The 12,344-nt window shown below is 60.2% G+C and carries 11 protein-coding genes and 1 pseudogene; 7 read left to right on the forward strand and 5 right to left on the reverse strand.

What is annotated here, in order from left to right; genetic code table 11:
* A pseudogene (locus AC1D1Z_RS18510) lies at positions 1–231 on the forward strand (GTP 3',8-cyclase MoaA); the annotation flags it as partial.
* Positions 232–439: 208 nt separating this feature from the next.
* On the opposite strand, the gene AC1D1Z_RS18515 reads toward AC1D1Z_RS18510, so the two are convergent.
* Positions 440–1,225 (reverse strand): class I SAM-dependent methyltransferase, encoded by a 786-nt coding sequence (locus AC1D1Z_RS18515; RefSeq protein ID WP_115157456.1) that lies wholly within the window; start codon positions 1,223–1,225, stop codon positions 440–442.
* A gap of 115 nt (positions 1,226–1,340) precedes the next feature.
* Between AC1D1Z_RS18515 and AC1D1Z_RS18520 the strand changes: the two genes are divergently transcribed.
* The 3 genes from AC1D1Z_RS18520 to AC1D1Z_RS18530 are packed head-to-tail and all read left to right on the forward strand — an operon-like array spanning position 1,341 to position 4,300.
* Positions 1,341–2,477: an ABC transporter substrate-binding protein gene (locus AC1D1Z_RS18520; RefSeq protein ID WP_130758833.1), complete on the forward strand. Its 1,137-nt coding sequence runs from the start codon at positions 1,341–1,343 to the stop codon at positions 2,475–2,477.
* Between the two features lie 6 nt (positions 2,478–2,483).
* Positions 2,484–3,554 (forward strand): FecCD family ABC transporter permease, encoded by a 1,071-nt coding sequence (locus tag AC1D1Z_RS18525; protein WP_130758834.1) that lies wholly within the window; start codon positions 2,484–2,486, stop codon positions 3,552–3,554.
* On the forward strand, positions 3,548–4,300 hold the full coding sequence (locus AC1D1Z_RS18530; RefSeq protein WP_130652531.1) for an ABC transporter ATP-binding protein: 753 nt from the start codon (positions 3,548–3,550) through the stop codon (positions 4,298–4,300). The genes AC1D1Z_RS18525 and AC1D1Z_RS18530 overlap by 7 nt, the downstream gene beginning before the upstream one ends.
* Before the next feature lie 24 nt (positions 4,301–4,324).
* On the opposite strand, the gene AC1D1Z_RS18535 is transcribed toward AC1D1Z_RS18530, so the two are convergent.
* The 4 genes from AC1D1Z_RS18535 to AC1D1Z_RS18550 form a co-directional block, all read right to left on the reverse strand.
* On the reverse strand, positions 4,325–5,275 hold the full coding sequence (locus AC1D1Z_RS18535) for a sugar-binding transcriptional regulator (RefSeq protein WP_018446370.1): 951 nt from the start codon (positions 5,273–5,275) through the stop codon (positions 4,325–4,327).
* Between the two features lie 21 nt (positions 5,276–5,296).
* Entirely contained in the window at positions 5,297–6,763 is a 1,467-nt protein-coding gene (locus tag AC1D1Z_RS18540) for an FGGY family carbohydrate kinase (RefSeq protein WP_130758835.1), read from the reverse strand.
* A gap of 68 nt (positions 6,764–6,831) precedes the next feature.
* Entirely contained in the window at positions 6,832–7,788 is a 957-nt protein-coding gene (locus AC1D1Z_RS18545; protein WP_130758836.1) for a transketolase family protein, read from the reverse strand.
* Positions 7,788–8,597, reverse strand: a complete 810-nt coding sequence (locus AC1D1Z_RS18550) for a transketolase (protein ID WP_018446372.1) — start codon at positions 8,595–8,597, stop codon at positions 7,788–7,790. Before AC1D1Z_RS18550 ends, AC1D1Z_RS18545 begins: the two co-directional genes overlap by 1 nt.
* A 206-nt stretch (positions 8,598–8,803) precedes the next feature.
* On the opposite strand from AC1D1Z_RS18550, the gene AC1D1Z_RS18555 reads away from it, so the two are divergent.
* The 3 genes from AC1D1Z_RS18555 (at position 8,804) to AC1D1Z_RS18565 (ending at position 12,338) form a co-directional block, all read left to right on the forward strand.
* Complete coding sequence (locus tag AC1D1Z_RS18555) at positions 8,804–9,784, forward strand: ABC transporter permease (protein WP_018446373.1); 981 nt, start codon at positions 8,804–8,806, stop codon at positions 9,782–9,784.
* 117 nt (positions 9,785–9,901) lie between these two features.
* Positions 9,902–10,831: a sugar ABC transporter substrate-binding protein gene (locus tag AC1D1Z_RS18560; RefSeq protein WP_018242297.1), complete on the forward strand. Its 930-nt coding sequence runs from the start codon at positions 9,902–9,904 to the stop codon at positions 10,829–10,831.
* A 28-nt stretch (positions 10,832–10,859) separates the two neighbouring features.
* Positions 10,860–12,338 carry a sugar ABC transporter ATP-binding protein gene (locus AC1D1Z_RS18565; protein WP_130758837.1) on the forward strand — a complete coding sequence of 493 codons (1,479 nt, stop codon included), beginning with the start codon at positions 10,860–10,862 and terminating at the stop codon, positions 12,336–12,338.
* Positions 12,339–12,344: the final 6 nt, after the last annotated feature.

The raw sequence follows: 12,344 nt of genomic DNA on the forward strand, positions 1-12,344 counted from the left end.
GAGAGCTGCAACCGCGTGCGCCTCACCTGCACCGGCACGCTCTACATGTGCCTCGGCCAGAACGACGCCGCCGATCTCCGCGCGGCACTCCGCGCCACTGAAGACGATGCCCTCCTCCACGCCGCCATCGACGAGGCCATCACCCGCAAACCCAAAGGCCACGACTTCATCATCGACCGCACCCATAACCGCCCTGCGGTGGCGCGGCATATGAGTGTCACCGGTGGGTGAGGCGCGGTCCCGCAAAGCGGGAGCGATCGATCCAGTGAATCGATCGCAGCGCCGAACGCCCTGAGCCCCGCGAAGGGCCGGGATACGGTACGGCAAGCTCCCCTAACCATAGCCGCCGCACCAAGACCCAAAAGAGGACGCGCGTCGGTGCCACATCCCCCTTCTCCCGAGCGGGGAGAAGAGACGTGCGGCGCCGATGAACAACCCATCACCCAGGCTTACGCGCACAAATCGCAAACCGCTCCTGCACCATGCGCTCGAGCCCGCGCAGGAACGGCATCTTGCGGGCCTGAGCCCAATGGATATCCCCAAGCTTGCGGTCGACGACGATGTCTGTAAATCCGGCTTGGCGCAGAAGATCGACGACCGCTTCGGCCGGCATCTGGCTGGAGAAATGCACGCGTGAGCGGATCTTCTGGTGCCGCGCCATCATCTCCGGCGTCATGTGGCTCGCCGCCGGCTTGCCGGTCACCTTCGTCCAGAGCTTCTGCAGGCCCTTGACCCAGGTTTCCCTACCCATATTGCCGTCGAGGATCAGCACCTTGCCGCCCGGCTTCAGTACCGCGAACCATTCCTTGAAGGCAGAAGCCGGGTCCACCAGCGTCCAGACGAGATGCCGGTTGGTGATGACGTCGTAGCTTCCCCGTGGTTCCATCGTGTTTTCGGCGTCGCCGGACACGAAGCGGATATCGGTGCCGCGTTTCTTCGCCTTGGCGCGCGCCTGCGCCAGCATTGCATCCGACCAGTCGAGGCCGGTGACTGCAAAGCCGGCACCATGCATCAGATGCGAGATGACGGCGGTGCCGCAGGCAAGATCGAGTGCCGCGCGACCTTGGCCCTCACCCAGATGCTTTCTGATCAGCCGCTGCCAGCCTTTCCGCTCCGCTTCCGAAAAGATTTCATGGCCGACGCTCTGATCGAAGGTCGCCGCCCGTTCCGACCAGAAGTCGCGGATTTCATCGCGGATGGAGTAGTTCGTGTTCATGGAATTCATCTGAGGCACCCCGGCATCGGATCAGTTTGGAAACGCTCTAAAACATATAACTTGATTCATAAAGTCATATTTCTTATGCCTGCGGACATTATTCAGACCTCGGGGGAATTTCCAGATGAATTTCGTGAAAATACTCGCAGTCTCCGCGGCTGCGGTTGCGAGCCTGATGCCGCTTTCGGCATGGGCGCAATCCTTCACCGTCAAGGATGTCGCGGGCCGCGAAGTGACCTTCGACAAGCCGGTCGAACGTGTGATCCTTGGGGAAGGCCGCATGCTCTACGCCGTCGCACCGATCGAGAAGGAAGATCCCTTCGCCAAGATCGTCGGCTGGCGCAACGATCTCTGGACCACCGACAAGGACGGCTTCAACGCCTATGTCGAGAAATTTCCGAAGGGCAAGGACCTGCCCTTCCTCGGTAACCTGACCGATGGCACGCTGCAGACCGAGACGGTCGTCAAGCTTCATCCCGATGTGCTGCTGCTGCCGATCGGCAACAAGGCGGCCGCTGACGAGGTGAAGCTCGAAGACATGCTGAACGGCATCGGCGTGAAGATCGTCTACATCGATTTCCGCGAGCATATCCTCGCCAACACCGAGCCGAGCCTGAAGATCCTCGGCCAGATCTTCGGCCATGAGGATCGCGCCGAAGCCGTCGCCAGCTTCTGGAAAGAGCAGATGGCCCGCGTCACCGACAAGCTGAAGGCCGCCAATCCGCCGAAGCCAAATGTCTTCATGTATCGCGCCGCAGGCCTGGTCGAATGCTGCGGCACCTTCGGTCCCGACAATTTCGGCCTGATGGTCGATTGGGCCGGCGGCCACAATCTCGGCTCCGATTTCCTGCCGGGCTATACCGGCTCGATCAATGCCGAGCAGGTCGTCGCCTCCAATCCTGACGTCATCGTCGTCACCGGCTCCAACTGGAGCCAGACCAAGAATGCCAAGGATTATGTGAATGTCGGTCCCAATGCTGCCGCCACCTTCGACGACAGCCGCAAAGCGCTGAACATGCTGATGGAAAACCCTTCCTTCACCGGCTCCAGGGCGGTTGCCGGCGGCAATGTCCATGCGATCTGGCATCAGTTCTATACCAGCCCCTACCAGTTCGTCGCCGTCCAGCAGCTGGCCAAGTGGTTCCATCCGAACCTCTTTGCCGATCTCGATCCCGACGCCACCTTCAAGGAATTCCACGAAAAATTCCTGCCGGTCGCTTACCAGCCGGGTTACTGGGTCGACACCAAGGCGGGTCAGTAATCCGATATGGCCGAGATCGCCGCCATATCGATTGATGCCGAAGCCGGGAGGGAGCGCTACCGCGCCCTCGCCCGGCGCAAGCTTCTAATCCTTGCCGCCATGACGGCAGCGCTCTGCCTGTCCTTTGCGGTCGATCTCGCCTGGGGCCCGGCCCGCTATAGTCTCAATGAAGTCGTCGCTGCCCTTCTCGACCCCTCCTCGGTTTCGGATCAGGTGCGCGCCGTCGTCTGGGGCATCCGCATGCCGGTTGCCGTGATGGCGATCGTCGTCGGTGCATCGCTCTCCGTCGCCGGTGCGCAGATGCAGACGATCCTCGCCAATCCGCTCGCCAGCCCCTTCACGCTCGGCATTTCGGCAGCAGCAAGTTTCGGTGCCGCACTTGCCATCGTCACCAGCGTTCCGCTTCTGCCTGTAGCGGCCGGGCTGCTGGTGCCGGTCAATGCCTTCATCATGGCGCTGATCGCCACACTCTTCATCCATTTCATCTCGCAAGCCCGGGGCGTCTCGGTGCAGACGGTGGTGCTGCTCGGCATCGCGCTGGTCTTCACCTTCAATGCGGCTCTCGCCTTCCTGCAATATCTGGCCTCCGAACAGGCGCTGTCGGCCGTCGTCTTCTGGACGATGGGCAGCCTCACCAAGGCCACCTGGCCGAAGATCTGGGTGACGCTTGCCGTCCTGTTGGCAGCACTTCCGCTCTTTGCCCGCAACGCCTGGGCGCTGACCGCCATCCGCCTCGGCGAGGACAAGGCTGCAAGCTTCGGCGTCAATGTCCGCCGCATCCGGCTCGAAACCATGCTTGTGGTCTCGCTGCTTGCCGCTGTGCCTGTGAGCTTCGTCGGGACGATCGGCTTCGTCGGCCTCGTCGGGCCGCATATCGCGCGCATGATCCTCGGCGAGGATCAGCGCTTCTTCCTGCCGGGATCGATCTTGTCGGGCGCGCTGCTGCTCTCGCTGACCTCGATCGTCTCGAAGTCGATCATACCAGGCGTCGTCTTCCCGATCGGCATCATCACCGCGCTGGTTGGCGTACCCTTCTTCTTCTCGCTCATCCTCTCGAACAGGAGCCGGTCGTGGTAGCACTACAGTTGCAGTCAGTCGGCGCCTATCACGGCCGTAAGCTTTTCGTCGAAGACGTGACCACGCCGATGATGAAGTCGGGTGAGGTCGTGGCGGTGATCGGCCCGAACGCCGCCGGCAAGTCGACGCTTTTCAAGCGCATCACCGGCCTGCTCAAAGGGCCTGGCCGTGTCGTCGTCGAAGGCTCTAAGACAAAAAACGCCATCAGCTACATGCCGCAGGATACCTCGGCAAACGCGGTGCTGACGGTCTACGAATCCATCCTGCTTGCCCGCAAGCAGGGCCAGTCCTGGGCTGTCAGCGACAGCGACCTGCGCTTCATCGACGAGATCATGAAGGCGCTTGATATCACCGCCATCGCCTTCCGCGATCTCGGCGCGCTTTCCGGCGGCCAGCGCCAGCTGGTCTCGATCGCCCAGGCCCTGGTCCGCGAGCCTGAGATCATGCTGATGGACGAACCAACAAGCGCGCTCGACCTTCACCGCCAGGTCGAAGTCCTCGACTTCATGCGCCGCCAGGCCCGCGCCAAGGGCATGATCGTCCTGATCGCCATTCACGACCTCAACCAGGCCCTTCGCTTCGCCGACAAGGTCCTGGTCATCGCCAACGGCCGCATGCACGCCTGCGGCACCCCCCGCGACGTCGTCACCGCCGAAATGCTGCGGGAGATCTACAGGGTCGAGGCCCGGGTGGAGAAATGCTCGATGGACCACGATCATGTGATCGTGGATGGGACAGCGCATTGAGGCTGCCAAAATAAGTCTGCCTCATCAGTTGATCAATCGCTGCGCGGTAAACTTGTCCGTAACAAGCATGTCGATGACCCCCACGCGGAGCGCCCCTGCGATAGCGTCAGTCTTTTTGGACCCGCCGGCAAGAGCAATGACCCGGTCCACCCGTTCGAGATCCTCGAGTGGAAGCCCTATGACCCGGTCGTCCAGGGGTGTCTTGACCGGCTTGCCGTTTTTATCGAAGAAACGAAGTGAGATATCGCCGACGGCTCCCGCTTCCGCGAGATCAGAGAGTTCGCGAGACGAAAAGATGTTGCCGGACCGTGCGAGAAGTTCGGACGGTTCGACTGCTCCGATTCCGACAATCGCAAGCGTTATGCTGCCGAACAAGTCCATCGTCTCCCGAACGTATGGATCGGCCTGCATAAGAAATTTTGCCTCTCTGGACGTCGTAACGCCCTGCACAGCGAGCAGTTTTGGCTCAGCGCCGGTCAGGCGAGCAAGCCGCGTGGTAAGCTGCGTCGCATGCGTCTGGACTGAAGGATCGCCCATGCCTCCAAGGGTTTGGACGACGTATTTCGCCTGAGCGCTCTTCAGCGGATGAATGTTCTCGACCATCTTGGAGATGGTCTGGCTCCAACTCGAAACGCCGATGATCTCCCCTGGCGCAAGCGTCACCTCCAAGAGATGAGCCGCTGCCTCTCCGATACGGGCCATGATGGCTCCATCCCGATCTTCCGTGCACTCCACGACGATCGCCTCCGGCAGATCATATTTCTCGCGAAGCGCGCCCTCGAGCTCGCTGTAGGTGCCAACGGGGGGCGTCACGCTGGTTCGGACAATATCTTCAGCCTCTGCACGCTTGAGCATGCGCGACACCGTCGCCTGCGACAGGCGAAGGTGCTCTGCGATCTCCGCCTGTCGCCGTCCCTCCAAATGGTACATCTGGGCGACCCTTGAGATGAGGCGGAGTTCATTGAGGCGAGTCATCGCTAATCCTAGGGTGAATTTTTATTCATCATTAGCCGTTGTTTCGCGGGACGTCGAGCGGGCAAGTGCATCACTCCATGTATTCAGAAGCACCGCTCGATCCACGGGTTCCGGGTCAATGATATGCGAGCTCCGGGGCAGCTCTGCGATAACATGAGGATCGCTCCACAAGCCAAGTGAGAGACCCGCGAGATATGCGGCTCCCAAAGCCGACGCCTCGGGTGCTTCGCATTGGATCACGGGATGTTCGATGAGGTTCGAGACACACTGCATCAGGAACCGGTTCTGGCTCGGTCCGCCGTCTACATAGAGCGCCCCGAGCTCGCCGCCGCTTTCTGCACGCATGGCGGCGATCACGTCGTGCACCTGGAAGGCGATCGAGTCGGTTACCGACCGCGCCATTTGCGCACGTGTCGTATTGAAGTTGATCTGGGAGAACAGGGCACGGGCGTCCGAGTTCCAATAGGGTGCGCCCAGTCCCACGAATGCTGGCACGAAGCCCGGTCCGCCCGGTTCGGCGCTCGCCGCAAGTTCGACAAGGGCCGCCACGTCTGAAAGGCCGAGAATGCCTGCCATCCAGGGGAGACTGGCGGCGCAAACGAGAATATTGCCTTCGAAAGCGAAAGTCGGCTTTCCCCCGAGACGCCATGCGACGGTCGTTGTGACGCCGTTGCGTGGGGGAATAAATCGCGGAAGCGTCGTCATGATAGAAGAGCCGGTTCCAAAGGTTACCTTGCCATCACCCGGCTTGAATGCGCCATGGCCGAACAGCGCAGCATGGCTGTCTCCGATCGCGGCCATTATCGGAGTTCCATCCGGCACGCCTGGCAACCCTTGCGTCCTGCCGAAGTCGGCAGAGCTGTCGAGTACTTCAGGGAGGAGCGCGATATCCACGCCGAAAATCTCGCCAAGTTCCTTGCTCCATCTCTGCTCCTGGAGATCGAACAACTGGCTCCTGGCGGCATTGGAAGCATCGCAGACATGCCGGCGCCCACCCGTCAGGCAGTGGACGAGCCAACTGTCGACCGTTCCCAGCCGCACCGATCGCCCGGCCGGCATACGGTCGAGCAGCCATCGGAATTTCGAACCCGGGAACATCGGATCCAGTGGCAGGCCTGTGAGCGCCTGCACACGGTCAAGGTGGCCTTCGACAATGAGACGTTCGCAATCCTGTGCCGTTCGACGGCACTGCCAGCTTACCACCGGTCCAAGTGCTTCTCCCGTTTCGGCGTCCCAGGCCGTGACTGATTCGCGCTGATTGGAAATCGCCACGGCCTCGACAATGACGTCGGGGGCGGCCTTCAGGCAGGCGTCGATCGCCTCGCAGACGGATGCGTAGAGCCGCCGTGGGTCTTGTTCGACCCAGCCTGGTTTCGGATAGGCGATGCCGACTGGAGCCGAACCTCTGCCAACAATTTCTCCCTTTTCGGAAACGAGAACTGCCTTTGAATTGGTGGTGCCCTGGTCAATTGCCAGAATTGCCCGCATTCTATCCTCCCCAGATCAGACGGCAGCCGGGACGACAAAAGGCATCCGGGCTGATCATGTGATCCCAGTTACTTGCGCCTGATCAGCGACTGCGCCGCGTCGGCGATTGCGAACGGCGCCATCCCGAATTCGTCGAGCAGGAACTCTGCCGAACCGGTCGGAGCGTAGACGCCGGGAACTCCGAGACGTTTCATCGGGACTGGAGCATTGTCGACCACCACTTCGGCGACCGCGGAACCGAGCCCGCCAAAGATCGAATGCTCTTCGGCTGTGACGATCGCTCCGGTTTCCTTCGCCGCCGCGATGATGGCGTCCTCGTCGATCGGACGAACCGTTGCAAGGTTGAGCACTCTGGCGTTGATACCGCGTTCTGCGAGGATCTCGGCAGCCTTTAGGATTCGATGAGTCAAAGTGCCGTTTGCGATAAGGGTGACGTCAAAACCCTGGCGAAGGAGGTTTGCCTTGCCAAGTTCGAACTTGTGACCCTCCGGAAGGAGATCAGGCACACCCACGCGAGACAGGCGCAGGAAACAGGGGCCTTTGTAGGCCGCGGCCCACTCAACCGCAGCAGCTGTTTCGATGCGGTCACAAGGCGCAATGACCGGGAGATTAGGCAGAACCCGCGTCCAGGCGAAGTCCTCGATCGAGTGATGGGTCGGGCCGAGTTCGCCATACGCCATTCCAGAAGAAATGCCGACCAGCTTGACGTTGGCATTCGAATACGAAATATCGGCCTTGATCTGCTCCAGCGACCGTCCCGTTAGAAACGGAGCGGCGGCGCACACGAACGGAAGGCGTCCGCCATTGGCGAGGCCTGCTCCAACCCCCACCATGTTCTGCTCGGCGATACCGACATTGACGAGGCGCTCTGCAAACTTCGCCTTGAAGCCGCCGAGTTTGGAGGAACCCACGGAGTCGTTGCAGACGGCAACGATTGTTTCGTTTTCGGCTGCCAGCCGCTCAAGCGTAGTGGCGAATGCGTCGCGGCAATCGTAGAGCTTGGGTGCGTTTATTGGCGCGTTCATTACAGTGCCTCCGACAATTCTGCCAATGCGATTTCGTATTGTTCCTTGCTCGGTACCTTGTGGTGCCAGTCGACTCGGTCTTGCATGAACGAGATTCCATGCCCCTTGTTGGTGTGGGCGACGATGCAATGCGGCCTCGATGCCCGTTGTTCGAGGGCTGAAACGACTTCGCTCATATTGTTCCCATTGATCTCGGTGACTTCCCAATCGAAAGCTTCAAGCTTCGGACGAAGCGGGGCGAGATCGTTGGTTTCCGCCAGGGCCGCGCCCTGCTGGAACCTGTTGTGGTCGATGACCAGCGTCAAGTTATCGAGCTTGAACTGCGCGGCCGCCATGATCGCTTCCCAGTTGGAGCCCTCCTGCATCTCACCGTCGCCGGTGACGACGTAAGTGTGATATTTTGCGCCCGAGAGCTTGGCGGCTTTTGCCATTCCTATTGCAACTGGAAGACCGTGGCCGAGCGGCCCGGTATTCGTTTCGACGCCAGGGACCTTGTTGCAATTTGGATGCCCGTTCAGCCTCGAATGCGGCTGCAAAAAGGTGGAAATCTCTTCCTCCGGGATGAAGCCACGTTTTGCGAGCGTCACATACAGAGCGCATGCAGTATGTCCCTTCGAAAGAACGAACCTGTCGCGGTCGGGGTGCTTCGGCTGATCGGGCCAAACATTCAGCACACGAAAATAGAGGGCAGTCAAAATGTCGATAACCGACATCTCCCCGCCAATATGGCCGGCGCCCGCTTCAAAGACCGCCTGGAGATCGCGCAATCGGATCTCGCGAGCGACCCGCTCGAGTTCTGTCGTATTCATGGATTCCTCTCATGCATAAATATTCAGTTATCAATATTTTTGCACAAGACACCGATTAGTCAAGCCCCTTAAGCGGTGCACCGGCAGTTGCAAGCCCAGAAAATCCTATTGACAGCCGAAAGGCAACTTGTTAATGAATTTTCCAGCATCGGTGAATATTTATTCTTCGAACGAATTAGCGATCAGCCTACGCATAGGGAGGAACAATGGTGGCGCTTGATATCAATGAACACAGGCTTTCGTCCGGCGCCTGGTTGAGCAAGCTCAAGGGCGCCACCGGCCCACTCGTGGGGCTGCTCGCGCTTTGCGTCTTTCTGAGCGTCAGCACCGACACGTTTCTGTCGGTTCGGAACGGCCTCAACATCCTCGATCAGATCACGGTTCTCGGCATCATGGCCGTCGGAATGACCTTTGTCATTCTGATCGGCGGCATCGATCTCTCCGTCGGCTCGGCACTGGCTCTTGCGATGATGGTCATGGGCTGGACTGCGAATGTCGCCGGCCTACCGCTGCCGGTCGGGATCGCTTTTGCTCTGGTCGCATCGGGCGTTTCGGGGCTGATCGTCGGACTACTGGTGACGCAGTTCAGGGTTCCAGCGTTTATTGCCACTCTTGCAATGATGTCCGCGGCTCGCGGCGTCGCAAATATGATCACGGACGGCCAGCAGATCGTGGGATTCCCCGACTGGTTCATGATGCTGGCAATCGATCGCCATTTCGGCGTGTTGACCGCCACTGTGTTTCTCATGCTGGCGGTTGTTCTTGCGGCGTGGCTTTTCCTGCACTTCCGGTCCGAAGGTCGCATGCTCTACGCGGTGGGAGGAAATCCGGAAGTCGCTCGGCTGGCGGGTATCAACGTCCCGCTCGTGACGATTGGCGTCTACGTCGCAAGTTCAGTCCTTGCGGGGCTCGCAGGCATCGTACTCGCCGCCAGGCTGGACTCCGTCCAGCCGTCCAGTGGTCTGGGCTATGAGTTGGACACCATCGCTGCGGTCGTCATCGGCGGGACTTCACTCTCGGGGGGCGCGGGCGGTATCGGAGGAACACTTATCGGTGTTCTTATCATCGGCGTCCTTCGCAACGGGCTCAATCTTCTCAACGTCTCGCCCTTCCTGCAGCAAGTGATCATCGGCATCGTCATCGTGCTCGCGGTCGGCGCGGAGACTATTCGTCGGCGTCGCGCCTGACGAACGGGGTCCGCCGCGTCGGCGGGCCTGGAATTCCGCTCCAAGGGTTTGGGGCGGATCAATACCCCGAGGGGGAGGACATACCCGAGGGTTCCATCAAACAACGGAGGAAATACAATGAAAATAGCGCGCACCATGCTCGCGTCTGCTGCACTGCTCGGCCTCATGCTCGGCCCCGTACACGCGGCGGAACTGAAGAAGCTCGGCTTGGCCGTTGCCAACCTTCAGGCAAACTTCTTCAACCAGATCAAGCAATCGGTCGAAGCCGAAGCCAAGAAGCGCGGCATCGAAGTCATCACGGTCGACGCAAAAGGCGACGGGCCGACACAGGTCAATCAGATTCAGGACCTCCTGACCCAGAAAATCGACGCGCTGATCTACATTCCGGCAGGTGCGGCCGCTGCGACCGTTCCGGTCAAGCTCGCGAAGAACGCTGGTATTCCGGTCGTGAACGTTGACCGCAACGCCGAGGGAGCACCCGGCGATACATTCCTTGCAACGGATTCCGTCGCGTCTGCCAAGGCCGTGTGCGACTACATCCTGAAGGAAGCCGGCGGCAAGGGGAAGATGGTCATCATCCACGGCCAGAAGGGCACGACGCCGGAAGTCGATCGTTCGAAGGGCTGCGCTGAATCTCTCAAGGCATATCCTGATGTCAAGGTTGTCGCCGAGCAGTTCTCGAACATCTGGAGCCAGGACGAAGGATTCCAGATCATGCAGAATATGCTGCAGGCAAATCCGGACGTTTCGATCGTGTTCGCCCAGGCCGACGGCCTCGCCCTTGGCGCCGCACAGGCGATCAAGGTCGCCAATCCTTCCCAGAAGATCGTGGTTGGCGGCTTCGATGGTGACACCGCAGCTCTCGAAGCGCTCAGCAAAGGCGTCTTCAACGTAACTGCGACCCAGCAGACGCAGAAGATGGGCCGCGACGCGGTTGAAAACGCCGCCAAGCTTGTCGCCGGAGAAAAGGTGCCGCCGGTCCAGCTCATGGATGCCACGCTGACAACCAAAGAAAACGTCGCAGGCTTCATCGCCAACCATCCGTAATGAAGTTGAGGTCTTGAGGAGGTGTGCCATGACTGATCCAGTTCTTTCCCTGAGGGGCATATCCAAGTGGTATGGGCCGCTCCAGGTTCTGAAGAATGTCAGCTTGGACGTCTATCCGGGCGAAGTGGTTGCACTTCTCGGTGAAAACGGAGCGGGCAAGTCAACGCTATCGGGCATCATCGCCGGGTCCCGCACACCGTCTGAAGGATCAATGACCTGGCTGGGGCAGCCTTATGCCCCAGCCACCCCAAGGGAAGCGATCGACAAGGGCGTTGTCCTGATCCACCAGGAGCTGCAGCTTCTGCCGCAACTGTCGATCGCGGAAAACGTCTTCATCGGACGCTGGCCGATGAAGAACGGCGTCGTCGATCGTCCCCAAATGGTTCGCCGAGCCCAGGACCAGCTCGCTCGCTTGAACCTTCACATACCCGCAACGCGGACAGTCGCCGGCCTTTCCACAGCAAATCAACAACTCATCGAGATCGCCAAGGCGCTGGCTCTCAACGCAAAGCTCCTGATCCTCGATGAGCCGACAGCCGCCCTTGGCGGCGCGGAGACGGAAGCTCTTTTCGAACAGGTTAGAAAGCTTCGGTCAGAGGGTGTCGGCATCGTCTACATTTCCCACCGCATGGAAGAGATCAAGCGAATAACCGACCGGATCGTCGTTCTTCGCGATGGCGAGCGCGTGCAGGAATTCTCCGACAGCGCGACACCGGTGCGAACGATCGTCGAGAGCATGGTTGGACGCCCACTTGACCGCTTGTTCCCTGCCCTGCCGGTTCCGACAGACCATCCAGTACTCCAGGTGTCCGGGCTGAGCTCGCCGGACAACTCATTCCGTGACGTTACCTTCGATGTGCGCGCCGGGGAAATTCTCGGGATCGCCGGATTGGTCGGCGCCGGCCGCACGGAACTTGTCCGCGCCATTTCGGGCGCGGACCCAATCAGTGCAGGTTCGATCAAGCTGGAAGGCGAAGAACTCAGGCTGCGCGATCCGGCGGACGCGATCGCCAAGGGCATCGTGATGGTCCCGGAAGACCGCAAGGAGCAAGGCTTGGTTGTCGGGCACCGGATCGGCGAGAACATTATATACGCCAATCTTGACAAGCTGGGCGGGCGTTGGATTACGCCGCGCGTCAAGCGCTCGTTTGCGGAGAAGGCAGTTGCCAAGTTCGGCGTAAAGGGCCGTGCGGAGCAATATGCCTCGGACCTGTCCGGCGGCAACCAGCAGAAGGTCGTCATCGCGAAATGGCTGATGCGCGATCCTAAGGTCGTCGTACTCGACGAACCGACGAGAGGCATCGACGTCGGCGCCCGAGCGGGCATCTACGACATCATCGTCAATCTTGCCAAACGGGGCGTGGCGGTCATCGTCGTAAGCTCGGACCTCGAGGAAGTTCTCGGCGTCTCCAATCGCATTCTCGTGCTTGCGCAAGGCAAACAGGCAGGCATTCTCAATCGTGACCAGGCAAATGACGTTTCGGTCATGGAGCTAGCCACCATCTAAACAGAC

The organism is Rhizobium sp. P1_E1, assembly GCF_056406015.1.

Excerpts from the sequence above, each read along its gene's own strand:
- AC1D1Z_RS18515 (WP_115157456.1), bottom strand. The coding sequence starts at position 1,225 with ATGAATTCCATGAACACGAACTACTCCATCCGCGATGAAATCCGCGAC.
- AC1D1Z_RS18520 (WP_130758833.1), top strand. The coding sequence starts at position 1,341 with ATGAATTTCGTGAAAATACTCGCAGTCTCCGCGGCTGCGGTTGCGAGC.
- AC1D1Z_RS18525 (WP_130758834.1), top strand. The coding sequence starts at position 2,484 with ATGGCCGAGATCGCCGCCATATCGATTGATGCCGAAGCCGGGAGGGAG.
- AC1D1Z_RS18535 (WP_018446370.1), bottom strand. The coding sequence starts at position 5,275 with ATGACTCGCCTCAATGAACTCCGCCTCATCTCAAGGGTCGCCCAGATG.
- AC1D1Z_RS18540 (WP_130758835.1), bottom strand. The coding sequence starts at position 6,763 with ATGCGGGCAATTCTGGCAATTGACCAGGGCACCACCAATTCAAAGGCA.
- AC1D1Z_RS18545 (WP_130758836.1), bottom strand. The coding sequence starts at position 7,788 with ATGAACGCGCCAATAAACGCACCCAAGCTCTACGATTGCCGCGACGCA.
- AC1D1Z_RS18550 (WP_018446372.1), bottom strand. The coding sequence starts at position 8,597 with ATGAATACGACAGAACTCGAGCGGGTCGCTCGCGAGATCCGATTGCGC.
- AC1D1Z_RS18555 (WP_018446373.1), top strand. The coding sequence starts at position 8,804 with ATGGTGGCGCTTGATATCAATGAACACAGGCTTTCGTCCGGCGCCTGG.
- AC1D1Z_RS18560 (WP_018242297.1), top strand. The coding sequence starts at position 9,902 with ATGAAAATAGCGCGCACCATGCTCGCGTCTGCTGCACTGCTCGGCCTC.
- AC1D1Z_RS18565 (WP_130758837.1), top strand. The coding sequence starts at position 10,860 with ATGACTGATCCAGTTCTTTCCCTGAGGGGCATATCCAAGTGGTATGGG.